This is a genomic window from Pseudomonas sp. Z2-11 (genome assembly GCF_054161305.1).
Genome location: NZ_CP096395.1, coordinates 5,745,403 through 5,769,961, shown reverse-complemented (window position 1 = coordinate 5,769,961; position 24,559 = coordinate 5,745,403). Strand labels below are relative to the sequence as shown.

The 24,559-nt window shown below is 61.4% G+C and carries 24 protein-coding genes, 1 pseudogene and 1 riboswitch; of the genes and pseudogenes, 11 read left to right on the top strand and 14 right to left on the bottom strand.

Translation table 11 applies throughout. The features are described 5' to 3' along the window. Positions 1-138: 138 nt before the first annotated feature. The 3 genes and pseudogenes from M1E16_RS25690 to ahcY form a co-directional block, all read right to left on the bottom strand. Positions 139-950: pseudogene (locus tag M1E16_RS25690) on the bottom strand (substrate-binding periplasmic protein); the annotation flags it as partial. Positions 951-1,084: 134 nt separating this feature from the next. Further along, positions 1,085-1,930: a methylenetetrahydrofolate reductase [NAD(P)H] gene (gene metF / locus M1E16_RS25685; RefSeq protein ID WP_458128692.1), complete on the bottom strand. Its 846-nt coding sequence runs from the start codon at positions 1,928-1,930 to the stop codon at positions 1,085-1,087. 169 nt (positions 1,931-2,099) lie between these two features. Continuing rightward, positions 2,100-3,509 (bottom strand): adenosylhomocysteinase, encoded by a 1,410-nt coding sequence (ahcY, locus tag M1E16_RS25680; protein ID WP_305498222.1) that lies wholly within the window; start codon positions 3,507-3,509, stop codon positions 2,100-2,102. A 23-nt stretch (positions 3,510-3,532) separates the two neighbouring features. Beyond that, a riboswitch (S-adenosyl-L-homocysteine riboswitch) is annotated at positions 3,533-3,639 on the bottom strand. A gap of 189 nt (positions 3,640-3,828) precedes the next feature. Here ahcY and M1E16_RS25675 point away from each other — a divergent pair. Both M1E16_RS25675 and M1E16_RS25670 read left to right on the top strand, forming a co-directional pair. Then, entirely contained in the window at positions 3,829-4,230 is a 402-nt protein-coding gene (locus tag M1E16_RS25675) for an acyl-CoA thioesterase (protein ID WP_030137870.1), read from the top strand. Between the two features lie 187 nt (positions 4,231-4,417). Further along, a complete protein-coding gene (locus tag M1E16_RS25670; RefSeq protein ID WP_434560358.1) occupies positions 4,418-5,302 on the top strand; it encodes a formate/nitrite transporter family protein in 885 nt (294 codons plus the stop codon). On the opposite strand, the gene M1E16_RS25665 is transcribed toward M1E16_RS25670, so the two are convergent. Then, on the bottom strand, positions 5,253-6,422 hold the full coding sequence (locus M1E16_RS25665; protein ID WP_458128691.1) for an MFS transporter: 1,170 nt from the start codon (positions 6,420-6,422) through the stop codon (positions 5,253-5,255). The genes M1E16_RS25670 and M1E16_RS25665 overlap by 50 nt on opposite strands. Before the next feature lie 285 nt (positions 6,423-6,707). On the opposite strand from M1E16_RS25665, the gene M1E16_RS25660 reads away from it, so the two are divergent. Beyond that, positions 6,708-7,091: an MAPEG family protein gene (locus M1E16_RS25660; RefSeq protein ID WP_249877090.1), complete on the top strand. Its 384-nt coding sequence runs from the start codon at positions 6,708-6,710 to the stop codon at positions 7,089-7,091. A 69-nt stretch (positions 7,092-7,160) separates the two neighbouring features. Here the strand turns inward: M1E16_RS25660 and mltA are convergent, their stop codons facing one another. Further along, positions 7,161-8,348: a murein transglycosylase A gene (mltA, locus tag M1E16_RS25655; RefSeq protein WP_458128690.1), complete on the bottom strand. Its 1,188-nt coding sequence runs from the start codon at positions 8,346-8,348 to the stop codon at positions 7,161-7,163. A gap of 122 nt (positions 8,349-8,470) precedes the next feature. Here mltA and M1E16_RS25650 point away from each other — a divergent pair, with 122 nt between their 5' ends. Then, positions 8,471-8,920: a c-type cytochrome gene (locus M1E16_RS25650; RefSeq protein WP_458128689.1), complete on the top strand. Its 450-nt coding sequence runs from the start codon at positions 8,471-8,473 to the stop codon at positions 8,918-8,920. 15 nt (positions 8,921-8,935) lie between these two features. Here M1E16_RS25650 and M1E16_RS25645 read toward each other — a convergent pair whose 3' ends face one another. Both M1E16_RS25645 and ligB read right to left on the bottom strand, forming a co-directional pair. Continuing rightward, the gene (locus M1E16_RS25645; RefSeq protein ID WP_458128688.1) at positions 8,936-9,331 is read right to left on the bottom strand and encodes a DUF1090 domain-containing protein; all 396 of its coding nucleotides are present in this window, start codon (positions 9,329-9,331) and stop codon (positions 8,936-8,938) included. Between the two features lie 89 nt (positions 9,332-9,420). Beyond that, complete coding sequence (gene ligB / locus M1E16_RS25640) at positions 9,421-11,091, bottom strand: NAD-dependent DNA ligase LigB (RefSeq protein WP_458128687.1); 1,671 nt, start codon at positions 11,089-11,091, stop codon at positions 9,421-9,423. A 206-nt stretch (positions 11,092-11,297) separates the two neighbouring features. Between ligB and M1E16_RS25635 the strand changes: the two genes are divergently transcribed. Further along, positions 11,298-11,918 carry a LysE family translocator gene (locus M1E16_RS25635; protein ID WP_434560370.1) on the top strand — a complete coding sequence of 207 codons (621 nt, stop codon included), beginning with the start codon at positions 11,298-11,300 and terminating at the stop codon, positions 11,916-11,918. Positions 11,919-12,050: 132 nt separating this feature from the next. On the opposite strand, the gene metK is transcribed toward M1E16_RS25635, so the two are convergent. Then, positions 12,051-13,241, bottom strand: a complete 1,191-nt coding sequence (gene metK, locus M1E16_RS25630) for a methionine adenosyltransferase (protein ID WP_030137860.1) — start codon at positions 13,239-13,241, stop codon at positions 12,051-12,053. 19 nt (positions 13,242-13,260) lie between these two features. Beyond that, a complete protein-coding gene (locus tag M1E16_RS25625; RefSeq protein WP_434560372.1) occupies positions 13,261-14,256 on the bottom strand; it encodes an ArsR/SmtB family transcription factor in 996 nt (331 codons plus the stop codon). A gap of 254 nt (positions 14,257-14,510) precedes the next feature. On the opposite strand from M1E16_RS25625, the gene tkt reads away from it, so the two are divergent. The 6 genes from tkt to fba all read left to right on the top strand — a co-directional run bounded on the left by tkt (position 14,511) and on the right by fba (position 20,859). Further along, positions 14,511-16,508, top strand: coding sequence for a transketolase (gene tkt, locus M1E16_RS25620; protein ID WP_434696556.1), 1,998 nt, complete (start codon positions 14,511-14,513; stop codon positions 16,506-16,508). A gap of 150 nt (positions 16,509-16,658) precedes the next feature. Beyond that, the gene (epd, locus tag M1E16_RS25615; RefSeq protein WP_434699050.1) at positions 16,659-17,714 is read left to right on the top strand and encodes an erythrose-4-phosphate dehydrogenase; all 1,056 of its coding nucleotides are present in this window, start codon (positions 16,659-16,661) and stop codon (positions 17,712-17,714) included. Positions 17,715-17,738: 24 nt separating this feature from the next. Continuing rightward, positions 17,739-18,902: a phosphoglycerate kinase gene (locus M1E16_RS25610; RefSeq protein WP_458128686.1), complete on the top strand. Its 1,164-nt coding sequence runs from the start codon at positions 17,739-17,741 to the stop codon at positions 18,900-18,902. Between the two features lie 31 nt (positions 18,903-18,933). Next, a complete protein-coding gene (locus M1E16_RS25605; protein WP_434571247.1) occupies positions 18,934-19,158 on the top strand; it encodes a hypothetical protein in 225 nt (74 codons plus the stop codon). Positions 19,159-19,214: 56 nt separating this feature from the next. Beyond that, the gene (locus M1E16_RS25600; protein ID WP_434571249.1) at positions 19,215-19,550 is read left to right on the top strand and encodes an MliC family protein; all 336 of its coding nucleotides are present in this window, start codon (positions 19,215-19,217) and stop codon (positions 19,548-19,550) included. Positions 19,551-19,794: 244 nt separating this feature from the next. After that, positions 19,795-20,859 carry a class II fructose-bisphosphate aldolase gene (fba, locus tag M1E16_RS25595; protein ID WP_003177554.1) on the top strand — a complete coding sequence of 355 codons (1,065 nt, stop codon included), beginning with the start codon at positions 19,795-19,797 and terminating at the stop codon, positions 20,857-20,859. A 724-nt stretch (positions 20,860-21,583) separates the two neighbouring features. Here fba and M1E16_RS25590 read toward each other — a convergent pair. The 5 genes from M1E16_RS25590 to M1E16_RS25570 all read right to left on the bottom strand — a co-directional run bounded on the left by M1E16_RS25590 (position 21,584) and on the right by M1E16_RS25570 (position 24,372). After that, positions 21,584-21,751, bottom strand: a complete 168-nt coding sequence (locus tag M1E16_RS25590; RefSeq protein ID WP_458130383.1) for a hypothetical protein — start codon at positions 21,749-21,751, stop codon at positions 21,584-21,586. A 227-nt stretch (positions 21,752-21,978) separates the two neighbouring features. After that, positions 21,979-22,263 carry a fructose-bisphosphate aldolase gene (locus M1E16_RS25585; RefSeq protein WP_458128685.1) on the bottom strand — a complete coding sequence of 95 codons (285 nt, stop codon included), beginning with the start codon at positions 22,261-22,263 and terminating at the stop codon, positions 21,979-21,981. 465 nt (positions 22,264-22,728) lie between these two features. Next, positions 22,729-23,397 (bottom strand): polysaccharide lyase family 7 protein, encoded by a 669-nt coding sequence (locus M1E16_RS25580; RefSeq protein WP_305498250.1) that lies wholly within the window; start codon positions 23,395-23,397, stop codon positions 22,729-22,731. A 150-nt stretch (positions 23,398-23,547) separates the two neighbouring features. Continuing rightward, positions 23,548-23,682, bottom strand: coding sequence for a hypothetical protein (locus M1E16_RS25575; protein ID WP_458128684.1), 135 nt, complete (start codon positions 23,680-23,682; stop codon positions 23,548-23,550). Between the two features lie 21 nt (positions 23,683-23,703). After that, entirely contained in the window at positions 23,704-24,372 is a 669-nt protein-coding gene (locus M1E16_RS25570; protein ID WP_458128683.1) for a polysaccharide lyase family 7 protein, read from the bottom strand. Between the last annotated feature and the right edge of the window lie 187 nt (positions 24,373-24,559).

Below are 24,559 nucleotides of genomic sequence, written 5' to 3'. Positions count from 1 at the left end.
TGCCGGGTCTGGAAGACGGGTCCGGACAGGGCTCGCGCGGGCTGGAAGCTGCGCTGTAGCGGTGTCGGGATGCCTTTTGCAAGACCGGGCGTCCGGGCGTGAGCCTGGCGGGAAGGCCCGAGTATAACAGAGCAATCGCCGCGCGCCGCTTTCCTGCTGCTCAACGGTGTATTTCAGTGGGGTATCGGGTCTTGCGGTGCCGCCTTGCCGGCCGGGTCGGCACCATAGCGGGCGCTCAGCTCGGCATAGGCCGGTTCGCGCTTGAAACGCTTGAGTTCAGCACCGAAGCGCTGCACCAGCAAATCCATGCCGGCGCTGCGCCGTACCGCCAGGTATTGGCTTTGACGGCTCACGACCGTGGGATTTTCGCTGATCTGGTCACCCAGTTGCAGCGCCTTGAGCACATGCCGGCCCACTCGGCGGTCGGTGATGAGCAGGTCGATCCGGCCCAGCTGCAACTTGCCGAAATTGGCTTCATGGGTGGGTGCGGTTTCCCGCTTGAACCGGGTCGATTCCCTGAACGCCTGGCTGTACAGATAACCCGGAGACGTGCCGACGGTCAGTCCTTCGAGCTCATCGAGCGTGCGAAACGGATGGGGCCGGGCATTGGCGTAGAACATCACGAACTCGACGTCCGACAGCGGTTCGCTCGGGTAGAGCAGCAGGGAGTCGCGCTCCTCGCTGCGAAAGATATCCAGTGCACCGTCTGCCAGCCCCTGTTCCAGCATCGCCAGGCAACGCTTCCATGGCAGGAACTGCCATTCGACATCAACGCCCAGACGCTTGAACACGATGGCGGTGGTTTCATAGTCCAGGCCCAGGGCCTTGCCGTTCTCCTCATAGACGTAGGGCGCCCAGGGTTCGGTGACGATGCGCAGCTTCTCGGCCCGGGCGCAAACGCTCAGGCATAGGAGTAACAGGACAGTCAGGAGTTGGGCAAAGACGGGCATTGCCTGAGGTTACGATGAGAGCTCATCAAATAGCTAGAGCGCTCTGGCTCGCGGGTTGGTTGCCCTTTGCCTGCAAGGCGCATGAAAAAGGCCCGGGTATTCACCAGGGCCTTTGCGTACCGGCACTTCAGTGCCTAGCGCGGCAGCTTGAGGTTGTTCCACACCGCGAGGCTCGGCTCGGCCTGGTTCAACGTGTAGAAGTGCAGGCCCGGCGCGCCACCTTGCAACAGTCGTTCACACATGTGCGTGATGACCTCCTCGCCGAAGCGCTGGATGCTGGCCGTGTCGTCGCCGTAGGCTTCCAGTTGCTTGCGGATCCAGCGCGGGATTTCCGCGCCGCAAGCGTCGGAAAAACGCGCCAGTTTGCTGTAGTTGGTGATCGGCATGATGCCCGGTACCACCGGAATTTCGACACCCAGCTTGCGCACACGCTCGACAAAGTAGAAGTAGCTGTCGGCGTTGAAGAAATACTGGGTAATCGCGCTGTTGGCGCCGGCGTTGGCCTTGCGCACGAAATTGCTCAGGTCGTCTTCGAAATTGCGTGCTTGCGGATGCATCTCCGGATACGCGGCGATTTCAATATGAAAGTGCTCGCCGGTCTCCTGACGGATGAACTCGACGAGCTCGTTGGCGTGGCGCAGTTCACCGCTGGCCATGCCCATGCCCGAAGGCAGGTCACCGCGCAGGGCGACGATACGCTTGATGCCGGCGGCCTGGTATTGGGTCAGCAGGCTGCGCAGGTCATCCTTGCTGTCGCCCACGCAGGACAAGTGCGGAGCGGCCGGGACTTTGACTTCGCTTTCAAGCTGCAGCACGGTATTCATCGTGCGGTCACGGGTCGAACCGCCGGCGCCATAGGTGCAAGAGAAAAAATCGGGGTTGTAGCCTGCCAGCTGTCGGGCAGTGGCAATCAGTTTTTCATGCCCAGCATCGGTCTTCGTCGGGAAGAACTCGAAGCTGTAGCGACGTTCTTGGGACATGGTCATATCCTTGGAAACTCGTAGGCCGGTGAGGCGCTCGGGCTCTTTGTGGGAGCGAGCTCGCTCGCGATTGGCATCGCCTCGGTCCGGCAGCTGGACCGAGGTGTCTGCATCGCGAGCAGGCTCGCTCCCACAAAGGAGCCGGCTCCCGCAGGGGGAGCCGCGCCGATCAGTAGCGGTAGGCGTGCGGCTTGAACGGGCCTTCGACGGTCACGCCGATGTAATCAGCCTGTTGCTTGGTCAGCTTGGTGACCACGCCGCCGAAACCGCGGACCATTTCCAGGGCCACTTCTTCGTCGAGTTTCTTCGGCAATACTTCAACGGTCAGGCGCTCGGCTTTCTGCGCCGGTGGCAGGTCGGCGTATTTCTGGCCGAACAGGAAGATCTGCGCCAGGACCTGGTTGGCGAACGAACCGTCCATGATGCGGCTTGGGTGACCGGTGGCGTTGCCCAGGTTCACCAGGCGGCCTTCAGCCAGCAGGATCAGGTAGTCATCGTTCTGCGGGTCGAAGCTGCCGGTACCGGTGCGGTGAACTTTGTGCACCTGTGGCTTCACTTCTTCCCATGCCCAGTTCTTGCGCATGAAAGCGGTGTCGATTTCATTGTCGAAGTGACCGATGTTGCAGACCACGGCGCGCTTCTTCAGGGCCTTGAGCATGTTGGCGTCGCAGACGTTGACGTTGCCGGTGGTGGTCACGATCAGGTCGATCTTGCCCAGCAGTGCCTTGTCGACGCTGGCTTCGGTGCCGTCGTTGTTGCCGTCGATGAACGGCGAAACCAGTTCGAAACCGTCCATGCAGGCTTGCATGGCGCAGATCGGATCGACTTCGGACACCTTGACGATCATGCCTTCCTGACGCAGGGACTGGGCCGAACCCTTGCCCACGTCACCGTAGCCGATCACCAGCGCCTGCTTGCCGGACAGCAAGTGGTCGGTGCCGCGCTTGATGGCGTCGTTGAGGCTGTGACGGCAGCCGTACTTGTTGTCGTTCTTGCTCTTGGTCACCGAGTCGTTGACGTTGATGGCCGGGATCTTCAGCTCGCCCTTGGCCAGCATGTCCAGCAGGCGGTGGACGCCGGTGGTGGTTTCTTCGGTCACGCCGTGGACCTTGTCCAGCACGGCCGGGTATTTCTTGTGCAGCAGCTCGGTCAGGTCGCCGCCGTCGTCAAGAATCATGTTGGTGTCCCATGGCTGGCCATCCTTGAGGATGGTCTGCTCCAGGCACCACTCGTACTCTTGCTCGGTCTCGCCTTTCCAGGCAAAAACCGGGATGCCGGCAGCGGCGATCGCGGCAGCGGCCTGATCCTGGGTCGAGAAAATGTTGCAGGACGACCAGCGCACTTCGGCACCCAGGGCAACCAGGGTTTCGATCAGCACGGCGGTCTGGATGGTCATGTGGATGCAGCCGAGGATTTTTGCGCCCTTCAATGGCTGTTCGCCAGAGTATTTGCGGCGCAGGCCCATCAGGGCAGGCATTTCGGATTCGGCGATGATGATTTCGCGACGGCCCCAGGCAGCCAGGGACATGTCGGCGACTTTGTAGTCGGTAAAAGCTGCAGGCGTGATAACAGCGCTCATGAAGAGCCTCCATTCGTAATGTATGCGAATGGGCGCCGTTGTGCGTTTAGTGCCAGTGCGGGGAACCCCGTATCAGCAACGCCCCATCCGAGCCTGACAGGTCGAGCCTGCTGCAGCGCCCCTCGGACAGGTGGCGGGAACGACCCAAAGCGTGGGCCGATGAAACGGGGGCGATTATAACGGGCTAAGCGGATCTTCCAAAGGGTTTCTGTCGGCAAATCAAAAATGCCGATGATCGTCATAGGGGCGGCGACGTAGAGCCTGCCCTCCGGGTCTGCCATGATGCCGGCATTCATCGGCCAGACGCTCAGGAGTGAACATGAATTTCCACACCCGCAAATGGGTCAAGCCCGAAGACCTCAACCCCAACGGCACGCTGTTCGGTGGCAGCCTGCTGCGCTGGATCGACGAAGAAGCGGCGATCTATGCCATCGTCCAGCTCGGTAACCAGCGTGTGGTCACCAAATACATCTCCGAAATCAACTTTGTCAGCGCCTCGCGCCAGGGCGACATCATCGAACTGGGTATCACCGCCACCGAGTTCGGCCGCACGTCCATCACCCTGACCTGCGAAGTGCGCAACAAGATCACTCGCAAGAGCATCCTGACGGTGGAAAAGATGGTTTTCGTCAACCTCGGTGAAGACGGCTTGCCCGCGCCCCATGGCCGGACCGAGATCAAGTACGTCAAGGATCAGTTCAAGGACGATACCGTCGAATAGGGTCGGCGTAGTGTTCTTCGCGAGCAGGCTCGCTCCCACATTGGATTAGTCCCCACCGCCGGATCCTCTGTGGGAGCGAGCCTGCTCGCGAAGGCGGGATTACCGGCGCCGGTCATTTCCTGGCACCACTGAACAGCTCCGAGCGCCGCGTGTCGTAGGTACATCACGCCACCGGTTCAGGAGCTGTATGGACACTCATAAAGACGGCAAGACCCCTGACCTCTCGGCAGAGGAGCAGCACGAGGTCGACCGCAACCAGCCGCCACGGGCGGCGGTATTGCATGAAATCATTCGCACCCAGGGTGATCAGGAGCTGGAGCGCAGTGTCGCCGCCCTGTGGTGGTCGGCCCTGGCGGCCGGTTTGACGATGGGCTTGTCGCTGATGGCGATGGGGCTGCTCAACTCCCGGTTGCCGGACCATGAAGGCTTCAAGGTCATCGCCAGTTTTGGCTACTGCGCCGGCTTCCTGGCCGTGATCCTCGCGCGACAGCAATTGTTCACCGAAAACACCCTGACGGCGGTGCTGCCGATCATGAGCAAACCCACGTTGGGCAATTTCGGCCGGTTGTTCCGGTTATGGGGCGTGGTGCTGGTGGGCAACCTGTGCGGCACCTTGCTGGTGGCCTATGTGATGCTGCACCTGCCGATCTTTGACCGGCGCACCGACCTGGCCTTTCTGGAGATTGGCCGCAAGGTGATGGAGAACGACACCGGCCAGATGTTCGCCAAAGGCATCATTTCCGGCTGGATGATCGCAACCATGGTGTGGATGATCCCCTCCATGGAGAACGCCAAGATGTGGATCATTGTCCTCATCACCTACCTCATGGCGCTTGGGGATTTCACCCACATCGTCGTGGGATCGGCCGAGGTGTCTTACCTGGTGTTTGCCGGGCAGCTGTCGTGGGAGGACTTCTGGATGGTGTTCGCCGCGCCGACCCTGGCGGGAAACATCATCGGCGGCAGCTTCATCTTTGCGCTGATCAGCCACGCCCAGGTGCGTAGCGAAACCAATACGCCCCTCAGTCGGCAGGGCCTGCCGCCGCGCCGACGTGACGTTGCCGATAAATGAAGTAAAGCGCGGTCAGTACGGTGAGTCCGCCGACCAGGGCGCCGGTCCACGGCAAATCGGCGAGGTCGGCGCCGCTGGCGACCACCAGGCCGCCGATCCAGGCGCCGGCCGCGTTGCCCAGGTTGAAGGCGCTCTGGTTCAGGGTCGAGCCCAGGTTGGGGGCTTCGTGGGCCTGATCGATGATCAGCAATTGCAGGATCGGGCACAGGGCGAACGCAAAGACGCCCCACAACACCAGGGTGATCGCCGCCGGAATCACCGATTGGCTGGTCTGGCTGAACGCGGCGAGCACCAGCACCACGGCCAGCGCCATGCCCACAAGGGATGGCAGCAAGCGCCGGTCAGCCAGGCGTCCGCCCAAGAAACTCCCCGCCGTCAGGCCCACGCCGAATAACAACAGCATGACGGTGATGCCGTGGGGACTCACGCCAGTGATGTCCTGCAGGATCGGTGCGATGTAAGTGAACACGCTGAACAGGCTGGTCGAAGCCAGCACACTCATGCCCAGCGCCAGCAGCACATTGGCCTTGCCCAGCACCTTGAACTCACTGGCGAGGTTGGCCTTGTCCATGGGAATTTCCTTGGGCAGCCACACCCATTGGGCGATGGCTGCAATCACGCCGATGACCGCTACCGCCCAGAACGTCGATCGCCAGCCGGCGTATTGACCCAAGGCCGTGCCCAGCGGCACGCCCAGCACATTCGCCAGGGTCAGGCCGGTGAACATCATTGCAATCGCCTGGGCCCGTTTGTTCGGTGCTACCAGCCCGGCGGCCACCACCGACCCGATGCCAAAAAATGCCCCGTGACAGAGCGCGGTGATGACTCGGGCAGCCATCAGCGTGACGTAGTTCGGCGCGAGGGCGCAGAGCACGTTGCCGAGAATGAACATAAGCGTCATGCCCAGCAGCGTGGCCTTGCGCGGCATGTTCGCGGTGCCGATCGCCAGGATCGGTGCGCCGAATACCACCCCCAGCGCATAGCCGGTAATCAGCAGCCCGGCGTGGGGAATGCTCACGGCCAGGTCACGGGCGACATCGGGCAACAGCCCCATGATGACGAATTCAGTCGTGCCGATGCCGAAAGCGGCGACGGCCAAAGCAAGCAAGGCGAGTGGCATGCGCAAGGTCTCTGTCTGTAGTCTTGACGCTCTGATCAGGCATACGCATGCCGATGCCTTGGTTCGAATGAACGGGCAGCAGCAGAATTATTGGAATTGATCTATGCGCAACTGAGTGCGGCGTGGTCGGGTGCAGTATAACGGTGGTGGTGCTTTTCGGCATGCGCTAGCTGAAAGAACCTTTCGGCCGGCCGCGACTCTTAGCCTGCGGGCTGGCATGCTGTGATGAAGCTCTAGCGGTGCTTGACGCTCGATTCTCGATAAAACTCAATAAGGAAATGCGGTATGACGGTAGCCCTGTGGTGCGTTTTGATTGCTTTTATCCTGCCTTACCTGTGTATCGGCATCGCCAAGGCCGGCGGCAGATACAGATTGCAAGATAACCACGACCCCCGGGATTTTCTCGACTCGCTCGAAGGCGCTCCCCGCCGTGCCTACGCCGCGCAATTGAACAGCTTTGAAATCGCCCCGTTTTTTGCCGCCGCCGTGATCGTCGCGCATCTGGCCGGCAATGCCGAGCTGGTCACCATCAATGTGCTGGCGGTGCTGTTCATCACCAGCCGCCTGCTCTACATCATTTGCTACCTGGCGGACTGGGCGATCCTGCGTTCGCTGGTGTGGTTCGTGGGGGTAGGGTTGGTACTGAGTTTCTTCTTTGTTTCGGTCTGAGGCTGTTTGTTGAATATTTGATATTTATGCGGGCCTCTTCGCGAGCAGGCCCGCACTATCAGCTCATCTTCAAGGATTGGCGCTGACCGCATTCGCTACCTGTGGCACTTGCGGCAGCGCCATGCCCTTGGGCCACAACATCCAGATCTGACCTTGCTGTTTCATGTCCCCGGCCAGTTGCCCGGCCGCGTCCCCGGTGCCCCAGAACAGATCCGCTCGGACTTCGCCAGAGATCGCGCCCCCTGTGTCCTGGGCGGCGACGGGACGGTTCAGGGCGCTACCATCGGGGCGAGTCGTCGACAGCCACAGCAGGCTGCCCAACGGAATCACCTTGCGATCCACCGCCACGCTGTAGCCGGCGGTAAGCGGTACATTCAACGAGCCTCGCGGGCCTTCGTTGCTGTCGGGGTTGCGGTTGAAAAATACATAGCTGGGGTTGCTGCCCAGCAACTCGGGGATCCGCTCCGGATGGGCCTTGGCCCAGGCACTGATGGTGCCCATGGTCACGTCTTCTTTTTTCAGCTCGCCCTGTTCCACCAGCCAGCGGCCGATGGGCCGGTAGGGGTGGCCATTCTGGTCGGCATAACCGATGCGCAACTGGCGGCCGTCATCGAGCCGGATGCGTCCCGAACCCTGGATCTGCAGGAATTGCAGGTTCATCGGGTCGGTGAGCCAGGCGATGACCGGCGCCTTCACGCCGTTGGTCTCGATGGTGCTGGCGTCGTCGTAGGGTTTCAGCACGCGGCCTTCGAGACGCCCGCGCAGGCGCTTGCCCTTGAGCTCCGGGTAGAGGCTGTCCAGCGCCACGACGATCATGTCTTCAGGCACACCGTAGACCGGGATATTCGCCGTGGCGGTCTGCGTGAGGCTGCCAGGATAGACCGGCTCGTAGTAGCCGGTAATCAGGCCGTTGGGGCTGTTGTCGCCCGAGCGCAGGCCATAGACGTCGAGGTTCTGTTTCAGGAAATTGCGTACCGCCGAGGCGGTTTGCGGCACATTGGCCGCCGCCGCGCAGGTCGGCCCCCAGGCCGCATCGGCCTTGAGGCGAGTGCAGGCGCTGCGCCAGGCGCCGAAGCCGGCAAGCAGGTCTTCATCGGCTACCGACGGAAGTGCCTCCCAGGGCGCGCTGAAGTAGGTGGCGAGGGCATGAGTCTGAGGCTCCTCGACCTTTTCGCCGCGGTTGCAGCCGGCCAGCAGTGCAATCAGCGGTAAGGTCAACGCCAGGCCCGTGCGCCAGGACTTGAAGCGGCTGTTCATGATATTTCCTTTGCGGTCGTCCAGGCGCTGTCATGCGCCTGGCACCCGTATTATTGATGGGGCCATTGGTGTTTTCCGACGACCCGGGGATACTAGCGGTCGTTTTCTGTCCAGAGGCCAAAATGTTTGTAAGACGATTTTCCATGGCGGTGCTGGCCTGCCTGATGCTGTCCGCCTGTGGTGGTGTCGATCCCAACTCACCACTGGGCCAGCGCAAGACGATTTTCAAGCAGATGCTCAAGACCAACGAAGAGTTGGGTGGCATGTTGCGTGGTCGTGTTCCGTTCGATGGCCCGCGTTTCGCCGAAGGCGCGGTGCAACTGGATCAACTTTCCCATGAGCCGTGGAAACATTTTCCGCAGGTGCCTGAGCAGGATCACACCAGTGCCCGGGACGAAGTCTGGCAGAAGCAGGCGCGTTTCCAGGAACTGGCCCGCAGTCTCGAAGCGGCCACCGCCGAGTTGGTGACCGCCAGTCGGGTCCAGCCCTACCGGGCCAGTAACCTGGGGCCGGCGGTGCAGAAGGTCGAGGATGCGTGCAGTGCCTGTCATAAGGAATTCCGGGACTATTGAAATCCAGCCCGGTGCTTATTTATCCAACTCGTCCACCGCTTCCTGCAGCTCCTTGCGGGACGCCGCCAGCTTGTCCTTGCGCTTGTTGATTTTCTCCGCATCGCCTTTTTTCATGGCCTTTTCCAAATCGGCCTGACGGCGACTGACTTCATGCTTGGCCTCCAGCACCTTGTTTTCACGCTCCTTACGCAGGGAAGCATCGGTGCAGTGGGTGGTGACTTCGGCCAGGGCTGTTTCCAGCCCGGCCTGCTGGTCCTGATTGCCTCGGGACTTGGCCAGTTCGATCTGGTTGATGATGCCTTGGCGCTTGGCTGCACAACCGGTCAGTTCCGGGCTCTGTTCATCCGCCATCAAGGGGGTGGCCATGGCACCGCATAAGGCCAGCAGGGCAACGGGGTACAGGAAATTCATAGCAACTCCGTATAAAAACTCACGAGCGGTCGGGACAGATGCGCAGTTGGAGCGCCTCCCGTCTCTTGGGTTCAACCGCACGGGCCGGACTAGAAGCCATCGACCCCTGCGGTGCGTAATGTTTCACTCAAGGCCAGTACCTGCGGGTCGCGAAAAAAAGCGCTCAGTTGCGCGGCGCGTCCCGGCCCGATACCCGTTTCGGCTTGCCATTGTTCAGTGTCGCGTTCAGCCAGGACCTCCCAGCGCTCCTCGAGCCTTGCCCCTCCGGTGGGCGGTACGCCAAGCGCCTTGAGCCATTGACGGAAGGGGCGCTGCCGGGCGCTGTCCAGGCTGGCGAGCAGACGTGCGCTGTTGCGTTCGCCGAAACCGGCAATGTTAGCAAGCTCGGCGGCATCAAGGGTCAACCAATCCAGCAATCCGTCCAGCTGGCCGGCGGCCAGCAGTTGCTCCCAGGTGCCGGGGCCAACATGGGGCAGGGCGAGCCCGTGCTTGCCGCTGAGCCAGTTCAGGCGCGCGAGGAACTGGCTTTCACAGCCAGGCGTCGGTTGCCAGCAGCTCAAGAAGTGATGATCGGCAGCGGCGGGGATGTTGAGGCTCCGGCGCTCGACACTGCGCAGCACGACACTGTCGAGCCGCGGAATGGTCAACCCGGCCAGGCTGATGGCGACCTGGTCGCCGGGGCGGATATCCATGCCTTCCCAGCGCTTGAGTGAGCTGACGCTTACCCGGCGAATCTGTCGGTCGTCGAGCATCACCGGCGCAAGCTCCAGCACCGGCGTAATACGCCCGGTGCGGCCGATCTTGAAACGCACATCGCGCACCTCGGCCAGCGCCTGGGCGTGTGGGTATTTCCATGCCACGCTCCAGGAGGGCGCCCGGGCTCGCCAGCGATCGGCGGACGGGCGACGACTCTGGCGCAAGACGACCCCGTCGCTGGCGAACGGCAGCGGCGTGCGGTACCAGTGGTTGCGCCAGTGTTGCGCATCGGCCAATGCCTGGATGGGCTGGCTATAAACGGTCGCATCGGCGAAACCCAGCTCTTTCAGCTCGGCAATCCGTTCAGGCAGGGTCGCCGGCCCTTCCGGCCACTCCCACACGAACAGGCCGATGCCAGACGCCTGTTCCGCGCTCAGGTCCTTGCGGGCCATCAATCCCGCCACGATTGATCGGGCGTTAAGGCTGCCGCTGACGGCCTGTACGTGATCGTCGAGCCGCCAGTAGAGCTCGCCCTGGACGAGCAGGTCCGCAGGTTCGCGCAACCGCTGGGGGATGTCGCGGATCTTTCGTGCAGTGTTGGTCCAGTCATGTCCCTGGATGCCATCGCCGCGGCTGATCGCCTGGTGCAGGTGTCCACCGCGATAAGCCAGGGTAACCGCTACGCCATCGACTTTCGGCTGGGCCCAGACGTCGTCGCGACTGTCCAACCAGCTGCGCACGGCATCGGCGTCCTTGAGTTTATCCAGGCCGGTATGAGCGATCGGGTGGGGGACTTTCCCGCCAGCGGAGCGCAAGGGCGTGCCTGGCGACCCGAGGCCAAGGCAGTTGCGCCAATATTCCAGTTGCGCTCGGGACTGATCGTAAAGCTCATCGGCCACCAAGGAGTGGCCGAGGCGGTGATAGGCATCGTCCCAGTCATCGATCTGTTGCTGGAGGACGTCGACCTGTGCCTGGACACCTTCGGTTGGACCACTCGGGCAGGGGGCCGCGAGGACGGGCATGGTCAGTAAAAAGCCTACAAGTGCACGCAGTAACGACAGCATCGAAGCATCCTTGCCAGGTGAAGTACTGGAAGGCTAGTCAGTGTTGCAAAAGGCGCGAGGTCCGGTGCGTTACCGGGTTTTGCCAAGCGCGATGGCGAAGCTGTGGCGGTACAGTCGGGAGCGATTTGCCCGGGCAACTGTGCCTTGAACGCGTCACTGAGCGGTGCAGAATGGACGCTCGATCCGCTCTGCCAGGAGTGCAACCGATGGACCTGACCACGCTCGCGGTCTTTATCCCGGCCTGCTTTGCGCTGAACATGGCGCCGGGCCCGAACAACCTGCTATCGATCAGCAACGCCTCGCGCTATGGTTTCGTTCGCGCCTGCAGCGGTGGCATCGGCCGCCTGCTGGCGTTTGCGATCATGATTGCCCTGGCGGCGGTGGGGCTGACGGCGGTGCTGCACACCTCGGAGCTGTTGTTCCTGGGCATCAAGCTCGTCGGTGCCGGTTATCTTTTTTATCTCGCTGTGCAGTTGTGGCGTGCGCAACCTGAAGCCGCCGGCGAGGCAGAGGCCAGTTCGATGAGCATGGCCAGCCTGGCGCGCCAGGAATTCCTCGTGGCGATCGGCAATCCGAAGGCAATCCTGCTTTTTACCGCTTTCCTGCCACAGTTCGTTGACCGCGCGGGCACCGTCACCCAGCAGTTCGCGGTGCTGGGCGGGCTGTTCCTGGCATTGGAATGCGTTGCCATTGGCTTGTATTGCTACATGGGTATTTATGCCCGGCGGCTGTTCGCCCGGCCGAGTGGCAAGCGGTTGTTCAACCGAATGTGCGCGGGGTTACTGGCGAGCGCGGCTTCGTTTTTGTTGGTGGCGCGGCGGACTTGAACAGCTTGATACACCCTGAGGTTTGAAGGGGGGGGCGCTTCGCACCCCAGCGGGAGCAAGCTCCCTCGCCACGAAGGCGTAAAAAAGCCCCTGGCGACCGAGTCGCCAGGGGCTTTTCACAGCCGTGGGGTATTACAGGCCGGCAGCGGCGCGCAGTGCGTCGGCGCGGTCGGTTTTTTCCCAGGTGAAGGTGGTGAAGGTATCGTCACCCACCGTCTTGGTCTGCGGCGTGCGGCCGAAGTGGCCGTAGGCTGCGGTGTCCTGGTACATCGGGTGCAGCAGATCAAGCATGGTGGTGATCGCGTACGGACGCAGGTCGAACACTTCACGGACCAATTGGATGATCTTGTCATCGCCAATCTTGCCGGTGCCGAAGGTGTTCAGCGAAATCGACGTAGGCTGGGCGACGCCGATGGCGTAGGACACCTGGATCTCGCAGCGCTCGGCCAGGCCGGCGGCAACGATGTTCTTGGCCACATAACGACCGGCGTAGGCGGCCGAACGGTCAACCTTGGACGGGTCCTTGCCGGAGAACGCGCCGCCGCCATGACGGGCCATGCCGCCGTAGCTGTCGACGATGATCTTGCGACCGGTCAGGCCGCAGTCGCCCACTGGGCCGCCGATGATGAACTGGCCGGTCGGGTTGATGTGGAACTGGGTGTCCTTGGACAGCAGTTCGGCAGGCAGCACGTGCTTGACGATCAGCTCCATCACGCCTTCGCGCAGGTCTTTGTAGGACACTTCCGGGTTGTGCTGGGTCGACAGCACGACGGCGTCGATGCCAACCACCTTGCCACCTTCGTAACGGCAGGTCACCTGGGACTTGGCGTCCGGGCGCAGCCAAGGCAGCAGGCCGGATTTGCGCGCTTCAGCCTGGCGCTGGACCAGCTGGTGCGAAAAGGTGATCGGTGCCGGCATCAGTACGTCGGTTTCGTTGCTGGCGTAGCCGAACATCAGGCCCTGGTCGCCAGCGCCCTGATCTTCCGGCTTGGCGCGGTCAACGCCCTGGTTGATGTCCGGGGACTGCTTGCCGATGATGTTCATCACGCCGCAGGTCGCGCCATCGAAGCCGACGTCGGAGCTGTTGTAGCCGATGCCCAGGATCACGTCGCGAACGATCTGCTCCAGGTCGACCCAGGCCGAGGTGGTGACTTCGCCGGCGATGATCGCCACGCCCGTTTTCACCAGAGTCTCGCACGCCACGCGGGCGAACTTGTCTTCAGCAATGATGGCGTCCAGCACCGCATCAGAAATCTGGTCGGCGATTTTGTCCGGATGCCCTTCAGACACGGACTCGGAGGTGAAAAGGGAGTATTCGCTCATCTCGATGTTTTCCTACAAGTTACCGATGGTGAGTGTCGCCAGCCGGTCGCTGAAAATGGCGAACCTGGATCTGGAAACCATTACGTAAGCCTACATAGAGGCTTTCCCCGGGCACGAGGCCCGCAGCGGTGGCCCAACGGGCCAGATCGTCCTGTTCAAACCCCAGCCAGAGATCACCGCAGGCCTCCTTGGCCCAACTCTGGTTGTGGCTGCATAACTCTGTCACCAACAGGCTACCGCCCGGTTGCAGCAGGTTGGCCATGTGCTTGAGTGCATCGGCCGGCGCGGCAAAATGGTGAAGCACCATGTTCAATACAACACAGTCGGCCTGCAGGCTCACACCGTTGAGGGCATCGGCCAGTTGCAGGCGGACATTAGCCAGGGACTCACGTTCGCACACCTGGCGGGCCAGTTCGAGCATCGCCGGGCTGTTGTCCAGCGCGGTCACCTGGCTGAAGCGCCGCGCCAGTTCCGGCAGGAATGCACCGTCACCGGGGCCGACTTCCATCGCTGTGGCGGTGGGCTCGAAGCTGAGCTTGTCCAGCAGCGCCACGACGCTGTCACGGTATTGCGGCAGTCCTGCGATCAGGTCCTGCTGGGCGCGAAATTTTTCCGCCACCCGGGCGAAAAAGTCCTGGCTGGCGGCGGCTCGTTGCCCGTGTACCTGGGCGATGCGAGCTTGCACGTCCAGCGGCAAGTCCAGTTCGTCCACCTCTTCAAGCAGCGCTGCGTGCAGCTTGCCGCCCAGCAGTTCGGTGTGGGGCAGGGCACGGCGGTAAAAGATGGCGTTGCCTTCACGGCGCGTCGCCACCAGGTCGGCCTGGGCCAGCACCTTCAAATGGTGGCTCATGCCGGACTGGCCGATGCCGAAGATCTGCGCCAGTTCCAGAACGCCGAACGAGTCGTTGGCCAGGGCGCGCAATACATTGAGCCGCAGCGGATCGCCGCCGGCCTTGCAAAGGGCCGCCAGCTCATCGCAATCGTCATGGCGAATGGAAGGCACGCGTAAATTCATGGGCGGCAGTCTAGTGACGGGTCTGGCGCATCGCAAGGTCAATATCAAAAAGTTTTGATATTGCTCGATAAATGGCACTTCCCAGCAGCAGCTTGACTCTACCCAGCAACAGCGGAAAGGTTTCACCTGACCGATGCGGCTTTATCCGGCGCAAATATCGCCTTTGGACGAGTATCTGATTGCCCCGAGGCGGGTGGGTGAGGGAAAATGCTCGCCTTTTTCAGTTTCGTTATTCAAAACCCAGGAGATCAGCGATGCCCAGCCGTCGTGAGCGTGCCAATGCCATTCGTGCCCTCAGCATGGATGCCGTGCAGAAAGCCAACAGCGGCCATCCCGGTGCCCCCATGGGTATGGCGGATATCGCCGAGGTGCTTTGGCGCGACTACCTCAAGCACAACCCGAGCAACCCATCGTTTGCCGACCGCGACCGCTTCGTGCTGTCCAACGGCCACGGCTCGATGTTGATCTACTCGCTGCTGCACCTGACCGGCTATGACCTGTCGATCGATGACCTGAAGAACTTCCGCCAGCTGCACAGCCGCACCCCGGGCCACCCGGAATACGGCTACACCCCGGGCGTTGAAACCACCACCGGTCCGTTGGGCCAGGGCCTGGCCAACGCCGTGGGCTTCGCTTTGGCGGAAAAAGTCCTGGCGGCGCAGTTCAACCGTCCGGGCCACGACATCGTCGATCACCACACCTACGTGTTCCTGGGTGATGGCTGCATGATGGAAGGCATTTCCCACGAAGTCGCTTCCCTGGCCGGTACCCTGGGCCTGGACAAGCTGATCGCCTTCTACGATGACAACGGCATTTCCATCGACGGCGAGGTCGAAGGCTGGTTCACCGACGACACCCCCAAGCGCTTCGAAGCCTACAACTGGCTGGTGATCCGCAACGTCGACGGTCACGACCCGGAAGAAATCAAGATCGCCATCGAGACTGCGCGCAAGAGCGCCCAGCCGACACTGATCTGCTGCAAGACCACCATCGGTTTCGGCTCGCCGAACAAGCAGGGCAAGGAAGACTGCCACGGCGCGCCACTGGGCGCCGAGGAAATCGCCCTGACCCGCGCCGCGCTGAAGTGGGAACACGGCCCGTTCGAAATCCCGGCCGACATTTATGCCGAATGGGACGCCAAGGAAAAAGGCCGCGCGGCCGAAGCCGAGTGGGACCAACGTTTTGCAGCCTACTCCGCCGAATTCCCTGAGCTGGCCAACGAACTGGTCCGTCGCTTCAGCGGCGAGCTGCCGGCCGACTTCGCCGAGAAAGCTTCTGCCTACATCGCCGAAGTCGCGGCCAAGGGCGAAACCATCGCCAGCCGCAAGGCCAGCCAGAACACCCTGAATGCCTTCGGCCCGCTGCTGCCGGAACTGCTGGGCGGTTCGGCCGACCTGGCAGGCTCCAACCTGACCCTGTGGAAAGGCTGCAAGGGTGTAACCGCCGAAGACGCCAGCGGCAACTACATGTACTACGGCGTTCGTGAGTTCGGCATGAGCGCGATCATGAACGGCGTTGCCCTGCACGGCGGCCTGGTGCCTTACGGCGCGACCTTCCTGATGTTCATGGAATACGCCCGCAACGCTGTGCGCATGTCGGCGCTGATGAAAAAACGCATCCTGTACGTATTCACCCACGACTCCATCGGCCTGGGCGAAGACGGCCCGACTCACCAGCCGATCGAGCAACTGGCGAGCCTGCGCTGCACGCCGAACCTGGACACCTGGCGCCCATGCGACGCCGTGGAGTCCGCTGTGGCCTGGAAACACGCTATCGAGCGCAACGACGGCCCATCGGCGTTGATCTTCTCGCGCCAGAACCTGCAGCACCAGGAGCGCGATGCCGGCCAGATCGGCGACATCAGCCGTGGCGGCTACGTGCTCAAGGACTGCATCGGCGAGCCTGAGCTGATCCTGATCGCCACCGGTTCGGAAGTCGGCCTGGCCGTCCAGGCCTTCGACAAGCTGACCGGGCAGGGCCGCAACGTGCGCGTGGTCTCCATGCCTTGCACCAGCGTGTTCGACGCCCAGGATGCCGGCTACAAGCAAGCGGTGTTGCCGTTGCAGGTCAGCGCGCGCATTGCCATCGAAGCCGCTCACGCCGATTACTGGTACAAGTACGTGGGCCTGGAAGGCCGCGTGATCGGCATGACCACCTACGGTGAGTCGGCGCCTGCGTCGGCGCTGTTCGAGGAGTTCGGCTTCACCCTGGAGAACATTCTGGGGCAGGCTGAAGAGCTGCTGGAAGACTGATCCGCTAATTGTGTCGCCTGGACTGCCGCCTTCGCGAGCAAGCCCGCTCCCACATGAGATTGCATTTCAATGTGGGAGCGGGCTTGCTCGCGAAAGCGGTGGCTCGGGCAATACTGAGCTGAAGGATTCACCACGGTAATCGAGAACCCCATGCCCCAACCGCGTCCCTACAAAGTTGCACTCAACGGCTACGGCCGCATTGGTCGTTGCGTCTTGCGTGCGTTGTTCGAGCGAGGGGCAAAGGCCGGGTTCGAGATTGTGGCCATCAACGATCTGGCCGACATGGCCAGCATCGAATACCTGACACGCTTTGACTCCACCCACGGCCGGTTTCCCGGCGAAGTGCGGGTCGAGGGCGATTGTCTGCACATTAATGGCGACTGCGTGAAGGTCCTGCGCAGCGCCACGCCCGAAGGCATCGATTGGGCGTCCCTGAACGTCGATCTGGTGCTTGAGTGCTCCGGCGCCTATAACACCCGTGACGATGGCCAGCGGTTCATCGCTGCCGGCGCGCCACGGGTACTGTTCTCCCAGCCGATGGCCAGCGAGGCCGACGTTGACGCCACCATCGTCTACGGTGTGAACCAGGACTGCCTGACCGGCGAGGAGCTGCTGGTGTCCAACGCGTCCTGCACCACCAACTGCGGCGTGCCGCTGTTGCGCCTGCTGGACCAGGCTATCGGCCTGGAATACGTGTCGATCACCACCATCCACTCGGCGATGAATGATCAGCCGGTGATCGACGCCTATCACCACGAGGATTTGCGCCGTACCCGTTCGGCCTTCCAATCGGTAATTCCGGTGTCCACTGGTCTGGCGCGCGGCATTGAACGGCTGTTGCCGGAACTTGCCGGGCGAATTCAGGCCAAAGCCGTGCGGGTGCCGACGGTCAACGTGTCTTGCCTCGACATCACGATGCAGACCGTGAGCGATACCGACGCCATCGAGGTCAACCGGATCCTGCGCGAAGCCGCCACCAGCGGCCCGCTCAAAGGCCTCCTGGCCTACACCGAGTTGCCTCACGCCAGTTGTGATTTCAACCACGACCCACATTCGGCCATCGTCGATGCCAGCCAGACCCGTGTTTCCGGGCCCAGGCTTGTAAACATCCTGGCCTGGTTCGACAACGAATGGGGTTTTGCCAATCGTATGCTGGACGTTGCCGAGCATTACCTGCAAACCGCTTCCAATAAACCTGCTCTCTAAACAGTTACCCAGGAATTGCGACCCATGACCGTGTTGAAGATGTCCGACCTCGATCTGCAAGGTAAGCGCGTACTGATTCGCGAAGACCTCAACGTCCCCCTCAAGGACGGTGTTGTCACCAGCGACGCGCGCATCCTGGCCTCGCTGCCGACCATCAAGCTGGCCCTGGAAAAAGGCGCGGCGGTGATGGTCTGCTCGCACCTGGGCCGTCCGACCGAAGGTGAATTCTCGGCCGAGAACAGCCTCAAGCCGGTGGCGGATTACCTGAGCAAGGCCCTGGGCCGCGACGTGCCGTTGGTGGCCGATTACCTGGGCGGCGTCGACGTCAAGGCTGGCGATGTCGTGCTGTTCGAAAACGTGCGCTTCAACAAGGGCGAGAAAAAGAACGCCGATGAGCTGGCCCAGCAATACGCCGCCCTGTGCGACGTGTTCGTGATGGACGCCTTCGGCACCGCGCACCGCGCCGAGGGCTCGACCCACGGCGTGGCCAAGTTCGCCAAAGTCGCCGCCGCAGGTCCGTTGCTGGCGGCCGAGCTGGACGCGCTGGGCAAGGCCCTGGGCTCGCCAGCCCAGCCGATGGCCGCCATCGTTGCCGGCTCCAAGGTTTCGACCAAACTGGACGTGCTCAACAGCCTGAGCCAGGTCTGCAACCAGTTGATCGTCGGTGGCGGCATCGCCAACACCTTCCTCGCCGCCGCCGGTCACCCGGTAGGCAAATCCTTGTACGAGCCGGATCTGCTGGACACCGCCCGTGAAATCGCCGCCAAGGTCAGCGTACCGTTGCCCGTGGATGTGGTGGTCGCCAAGGAATTCGCCGAAAGTGCAACCGCCACCGTCAAGCTGATCGACGACGTGGCCGAGGACGACATGATCCTCGACATTGGTCCGCAAACCGCGGCGAACTTCGCCGAACTGCTGAAATCCTCCCAGACCATCCTGTGGAACGGTCCGGTCGGTGTGTTCGAGTTCGACCAGTTCGGCAACGGTACCAAAGTGCTGGCCCAGGCGATCGCCGAGAGCACTGCGTTTTCCATCGCGGGCGGTGGCGACACCCTGGCCGCCATCGATAAATATGGCGTAGCCGAGCAGATCTCCTACATTTCTACCGGTGGTGGCGCGTTCCTCGAATTCGTCGAGGGCAAAGTGCTGCCTGCCGTGGAAGTCCTGGAAAGCCGGGCCAAGGCCTGAGGCGACGTTGACCAGGCAAAGGAGTGTTCCGATGGTCAAGACGTTCATGTCGCTGATGGCCGCGACGCTGTTGGTGGCTTGCTCGAGCAGCCCGCAAGCCACCGCGCCGGATACGGCGGCGCCAGTGCCTGAGCAAGGCTGTTATCAGGCTGACTGGCAGGCCGAGACCAACCCGGTACTGAACAAGCGTTCCGGGCCGGACGGCCTGGATAAATACGAGACGCAGGCGCCGGTCAAGGAACATGGTTGCCCTTGACGGGTCAGACTCTTAACTCATGGCGAGCGGCACGGGCCGCCCGTCGAGGAACACGGATGAAAGGCTTTATCGCCGTCGTGGCGTTGGCATTGTTGGCCGGTTGCTCGCAACTGGGTTTTTTGCAGTCGTCCGAGCCTGCTGCAGAGGGCTGGACGAGTTGGACATGTGACAGCGAGGCCAAGGTGCTCTGGCGTTATGCCGATGCAGCGCGCAAGGAAGTCGATGTCCGGCTGGGCGGCGCTGACAAGGTTTATCGCCTCAAGCTCGAGCCCGGCGCCGAAGGTTCGCTGTACAGCGATGACATGCTGGCGTTGCACATCAAGGGCGAGGAAGGCCTGGCGTATTGGGTCGCCACCAATGATCTGATTGGGCGGGGCTGCAAGGCCGATTGATTCAGGGAAATCCAATGTGGGAGCGAGCCTGCTCGCGAAAGCGATGTTTCAGGCAACAGAGATGTTGGCTGTAAAGCCCTCATCGCGAGCAGGCTCGCTCCCACAGGGTTTCTCGTTGGTATCGAGATTTTGCTTCATCTAACACGCAGGCTCGGGCCAGCCCCGACCCGCAATGACTTGAATAGCCGCCGCCGCTCCGGCAGGCTGGCACGATTAACGACCCTCGACCGGGAGAGACACACTAATGGCACTTATCAGCATGCGCCAGATGCTGGACCACGCAGCCGAGTTCGGCTATGGCGTCCCAGCCTTTAACGTCAACAACCTTGAGCAGATGCGCGCCATCATGGAAGCCGCTGACAAGACTGACTCCCCGGTGATCGTCCAGGCTTCGGCCGGCGCTCGCAAATACGCCGGCGCGCCGTTCCTGCGTCACCTGATCCTGGCGGCAATCGAAGAATTCCCGCACATCCCGGTGTGCATGCACCAGGACCACGGCACCAGCCCTGACGTCTGCCAGCGCTCCATCCAACTGGGCTTCAGCTCGGTAATGATGGACGGCTCCCTGGGCGAAGATGGCAAGACCCCGACCGACTACGAATACAACGTCCGTGTCACCCAGCAAACCGTCGCCATGGCCCACGCCTGCGGCGTCTCGGTGGAAGGTGAGCTGGGTTGCCTGGGCTCGCTGGAAACCGGCATGGCCGGTGAAGAAGATGGCATCGGCGCCGAAGGCGTGCTGGATCACAGCCAGATGCTGACCGACCCGGAAGAAGCCGCCGACTTCGTCAAGAAAACCCAGGTCGACGCCCTGGCGATCGCCATTGGCACCAGCCACGGCGCCTACAAGTTCACCAAGCCGCCTACCGGCGACGTGCTGGCCATCGACCGCATCAAGGAAATCCACAAGCGCATCCCCAACACTCACCTGGTGATGCACGGTTCTTCCTCGGTACCGCAGGAGTGGCTGGCGATCATCAACCAGTACGGTGGCGACATCAAGGAAACCTATGGCGTGCCGGTCGAGGAAATCGTCGAAGGCATCAAGTACGGCGTGCGCAAGGTCAACATCGACACTGACCTGCGCCTGGCTTCCACCGGTGCCATGCGTCGTCTGATGGCGACCAATCCTAGCGAGTTTGATCCGCGTAAATTCTTCGGTGCGACCGTGACGGCGATGCGTGATGTGTGTATCGCGCGTTATGAGGCGTTTGGCACGGCGGGTAATGCGTCGAAGATCAAGCCGATCTCGCTGGAAGCCATGTATCAGCGGTATTTGAAAGGCGAGTTGAACGCTAAGGTCAACTAAGCTTTTCGCGTTATTCATTATTAAAGAACCCGCAGCGATGCGGGTTTTTTAATGCTTGGGATTTGGGTGTATATCCGTTTTTTGGGTGGTGGCTGCTTATGGTTACGCTCTTACAGCGTCTCACTTTTGAGAAGCCCGGAAGCCGGCCCAGTCAAAAGTAAGCAAAACGCTCTGCCCCACCACTCGGTGCCTCGCTAAGGCTCGGCATGCCCTCACTCCGGCATTGCTCCGTGGGCTGCCGCGAAGGGCCATCCATGGCCCAGCGCGGCTAACCCGGCATCCATGCTGGGTTGCCCACTGCGCAATGCCTGCGTTCGGCCAGCGTGGTTAACGGGGCGCCGAAATCAACGTCCACCGCGAGGCGGCCTGAAGCCGACCTGGTTCTGGATGGGGTCCGCGCTCCTCCTGTGGGAGCGAGCCTGCTCGCGAAGAGGCCAGTAAGCCCAACGCCATCTGATTGAACCACCGCTATTGCAAGCCAGCTTACGGTGGCGGCAGGAAATTCAGTCCTTTCATCGACTGTGACACCGACTTCGCGAGCAGGCTCGCTCCCACAGGTGTTTTGTGTCGCTTACAAAGCCATGGTCGAACCTGGAGCCCATTGTGGGAGGGCTTGCCCGCGAAGAGGCTGGCACATCCGACATCTTCATCGACTGACACCCCGCCTTCGCGAGCAAGCCCGCTCCCACAGGGGCAACGCGAACCTCATCCAGAACCAGGTCGGCTACCAGGCCGCCTCGCGGTGGACGTTGATCTCGGGCGCCCCGTTAAGCACGATGGCCGAACGCAGGTATTGTGGAGTGGGTACCTCGGCATGGATGCCGAGGTAGCCGCGCTGGGCCATGGATGGCCCTTCGCGGCGGCCCACGGAGCAATGCCGGAGTGAGGGCATGCCGAGCCTTAGCGAGGCACCGAGTGGTGGGGCAGAGCGTTTTTGGTTACTTTTGGCGCTCTTTCCAAAAGTGACCCGCTGTAAGAGCGGAACCATTAAGTAGCCGTTACAAAAAAACGGATATACACATCGATCCTGATAGCGCCGAGTCAGCCAACATTTCCGCTACAGACCCAACGCCATCGCGAGCAAGCTCGCTTCCACAGGGGATCTCCTGCACGCAGGTTTTATTGCTCTTCGAGTCCACGCTGTTCGATTACACCGAACACATCGGCCACATCCTGAACCAGAATCCGGGCAACATTAGTGAGAGTGTTGAGATCCCCGGCAGCCGAATCGCGCAGGGTGGTGCAGGCCATAAGCGTCAGGTAATCAAGAGTGGCATGCAGACGTTCGCTGGCGCACGCATGAAGCTCGGTTAGGGGCGCGGTGCTGTCGATGAACAGGATGGGTTGAGTGGTAGCGATCGGGGTGAGCGGGGTGAAGCGGGTAGGTGTTTGATGCGTGGTCATAAGGTTTGGCTCTATTAAGTTGGGAAAATTAATTGCCACCTTTTTGCTGCGAAACAAATGGGTGGCAGTTGCGCGCGGGTTCGCAGACCAAGGAAGAGACCAAACCCGGCAGACCCGAAGGTCTCCCACGCGCAACCGCCATAAAACGAACGCAGGCGAGTGTGCCTGAATTTACATTTGACGGTGCAAAGTCTCTGTATTGATCAGTGGGCTGCGAAACCCTCGCCTGCTGACCAAGGCCAGCAGACCAACCAAACTATAGAGTAGATTTTCCAGGCCAAAATCGGCCTGTAGGACGCACCGGCCCCCCGTGGTGAGGGAGCTTGCTCCCGCTCGGGGGCGCAGCCGCCGCAAACCGGCGTATGCGCGAGGTCTGACAAAAGATGGGGCCGCTTCACAGCCCAGCGGGAACAAATCCCCTCACCACAAGGGGATGTTTCCTACGAGATTTTAGGAAGCGAAATTTCAAGTGTTGTGATCGATGTCCAACTTGCTGAACGTTACCTTGCCACCTTCGCTGGTATAGCCACTGTTGTCCTGCACATACACCCCAGCCTTGAAGTACAACGGCTTGACCCGCCAGGCGGCGCCGACCGTGGTGTACCAGCTATTACCGGCGGCGGTGATGCCCAGGTCGCCGGTGCGATCCAGGTGGATCCGATAAGAAAAGGCCCGGTCAAGCTTCACGCCTGTCGCTACCGTGATGACCCGGCTTTTGCTGTCATCGGGGCGCATGCGCACCTTGGCGACGATGTTGCCGGTGTTGGTGGCGTCCTTGAATTGGTATTCCAGCTTCACCATCGGTTTGTTGCTGTCCTTGGCATGGATCTGACCAATCACGATTTTGCCGCTGCTGGGAACCTGATTGACCACCAGCGTTGCGCGCAATTGATTGTCGGCCTCTGGGTAAAGCCAGTTGCGCAGGGTGCCGTCTCGGTAGGTCTCACGTAGTTCGCTGCGTGGGTAGATCGCGTTTTCGGTCTTGGTGCCGGTCACCGGCGACCAGAAATACACCGTGCTGCCTTCGGAATTGAAGTACTTGTCCCTGAATCCATCCACCAGTCGAGGGGTTTCGATGGTTTTCGGCGGGCTGCCTTCGGGGATGCTCAGGTTCCAGGTTGCTAGATCGACCATGTTCGGATCCTTTCTGAGAAGAAGAAATGATTTACGCCACAGCCGGAGGCTCTAAGACGCGCTTTCTGCGGACGCCGGCAGGAATGCGGACGAACATCTGGCACGTTCGTACGGCGGAGGTTTGGCGTCAGCAGTCCGTCAGAGTAGGGATTAGCGATTTTGTGCCGCAGATAATTGACCGTTGGTCGATAGCGTCAAAATTTTATTGAACGATGGCTTTTTGGCGGTGCCATTGCCACGTTGATCGAAGGGGAGCGAGTCGGCGGCGGGCAGGCAGCGATCCATGCTGCTGCTCGGGGGGAAACCTTAGAGGTTGTGATCGATATCCAGCAGGCTGAACGTGGCTTTTGCGCCTTCGGTGGCGTAGCCAGCGTTGTCCTGCACGTAGACGCCAGCCTTGAAGTACAACGGTTTGGTGCTCCAGATGTTGCTGACGGTGGCACTCCACTGATAGCCGGCGCCGTTGATGGTCAAGAGGCCTGCACGGTTGAGGTGGATCAGGTACGAGAACGGCTGGTTGAGCTTGATGCCGGTGGCGATGGTGATGACCTGGCCCGTAGCGTCGTCGGGACGCATGCGCACCTTGGCGACGATGTTGCCGGTGGAGCTGTAGGTCTTGTACTGGTATTCCAGCTTCACCATGGGGCTGGTGCTGTCCTTGGTGTGGATCTGGCCAATCACCAGCTTGCCGGTGCTAGGCACCTGGCCGACGGTCAACGTGGCGGCCAGCTTGTTATCCGCAGCCGGGTACAACCAATTGCGCAACGTGCCGTCGCTGTTGGTTTCGCGCAGCTCGCTGCGAGGGTAAATGGCGTTGGCCGTCGTGGCGCCCGTGACGGGGACCCAGAAAAACACGGTGCCGGTTTCCGAGTTGAAATACTGGTTCTTGAAGCCTTGTACCAGCTGCGAAGTCTGGATGGTCGCCGGTGGTGCGCCTTCAGGAATGCTCAGGTTCCAGGTTGCGAGATCGATCATGTCGTGTGTCCTGCGTATCGGGATGTAAAAGGGTGTACGCCGTGTCGGGAGGCTTTGAGCCGCCCTTTTGAGCGTCTCGAAACGCTGGGTGGGGCTTTTGTTGTTGACCGCTCGGCGAATGTTTGACGTCAATTGTTCGTCGAAGGGGTCATTGCAGTTTCTGTGCCTGAGCAGGGTGACCGTTAGT

Coding starts and splice junctions, on each gene's coding strand:
- M1E16_RS25665 (WP_458128691.1), bottom strand. CDS start 6,422: ATGCCACTCGCCTTGCTTGCTTTGGCCGTCGCCGCTTTCGGCATCGGC.
- M1E16_RS25580 (WP_305498250.1), bottom strand. CDS start 23,397: ATGGTCGATCTAGCAACCTGGAACCTGAGCATCCCCGAAGGCAGCCCG.
- M1E16_RS25635 (WP_434560370.1), top strand. CDS start 11,298: ATGGACCTGACCACGCTCGCGGTCTTTATCCCGGCCTGCTTTGCGCTG.
- M1E16_RS25660 (WP_249877090.1), top strand. CDS start 6,708: ATGACGGTAGCCCTGTGGTGCGTTTTGATTGCTTTTATCCTGCCTTAC.
- M1E16_RS25570 (WP_458128683.1), bottom strand. CDS start 24,372: ATGATCGATCTCGCAACCTGGAACCTGAGCATTCCTGAAGGCGCACCA.
- fba (WP_003177554.1), top strand. CDS start 19,795: ATGGCACTTATCAGCATGCGCCAGATGCTGGACCACGCAGCCGAGTTC.
- M1E16_RS25605 (WP_434571247.1), top strand. CDS start 18,934: ATGGTCAAGACGTTCATGTCGCTGATGGCCGCGACGCTGTTGGTGGCT.
- M1E16_RS25575 (WP_458128684.1), bottom strand. CDS start 23,682: ATGGATCGCTGCCTGCCCGCCGCCGACTCGCTCCCCTTCGATCAACGT.
- tkt (WP_434696556.1), top strand. CDS start 14,511: ATGCCCAGCCGTCGTGAGCGTGCCAATGCCATTCGTGCCCTCAGCATG.
- M1E16_RS25670 (WP_434560358.1), top strand. CDS start 4,418: ATGGACACTCATAAAGACGGCAAGACCCCTGACCTCTCGGCAGAGGAG.
- M1E16_RS25625 (WP_434560372.1), bottom strand. CDS start 14,256: ATGAATTTACGCGTGCCTTCCATTCGCCATGACGATTGCGATGAGCTG.
- metK (WP_030137860.1), bottom strand. CDS start 13,241: ATGAGCGAATACTCCCTTTTCACCTCCGAGTCCGTGTCTGAAGGGCAT.
- M1E16_RS25645 (WP_458128688.1), bottom strand. CDS start 9,331: ATGAATTTCCTGTACCCCGTTGCCCTGCTGGCCTTATGCGGTGCCATG.
- metF (WP_458128692.1), bottom strand. CDS start 1,930: ATGTCCCAAGAACGTCGCTACAGCTTCGAGTTCTTCCCGACGAAGACC.
- M1E16_RS25590 (WP_458130383.1), bottom strand. CDS start 21,751: ATGCCCTCACTCCGGCATTGCTCCGTGGGCCGCCGCGAAGGGCCATCC.
- ahcY (WP_305498222.1), bottom strand. CDS start 3,509: ATGAGCGCTGTTATCACGCCTGCAGCTTTTACCGACTACAAAGTCGCC.
- mltA (WP_458128690.1), bottom strand. CDS start 8,348: ATGAACAGCCGCTTCAAGTCCTGGCGCACGGGCCTGGCGTTGACCTTA.
- ligB (WP_458128687.1), bottom strand. CDS start 11,091: ATGCTGTCGTTACTGCGTGCACTTGTAGGCTTTTTACTGACCATGCCC.
- epd (WP_434699050.1), top strand. CDS start 16,659: ATGCCCCAACCGCGTCCCTACAAAGTTGCACTCAACGGCTACGGCCGC.
- M1E16_RS25610 (WP_458128686.1), top strand. CDS start 17,739: ATGACCGTGTTGAAGATGTCCGACCTCGATCTGCAAGGTAAGCGCGTA.
- M1E16_RS25600 (WP_434571249.1), top strand. CDS start 19,215: ATGAAAGGCTTTATCGCCGTCGTGGCGTTGGCATTGTTGGCCGGTTGC.
- M1E16_RS25675 (WP_030137870.1), top strand. CDS start 3,829: ATGAATTTCCACACCCGCAAATGGGTCAAGCCCGAAGACCTCAACCCC.
- M1E16_RS25650 (WP_458128689.1), top strand. CDS start 8,471: ATGTTTGTAAGACGATTTTCCATGGCGGTGCTGGCCTGCCTGATGCTG.
- M1E16_RS25585 (WP_458128685.1), bottom strand. CDS start 22,263: ATGACCACGCATCAAACACCTACCCGCTTCACCCCGCTCACCCCGATC.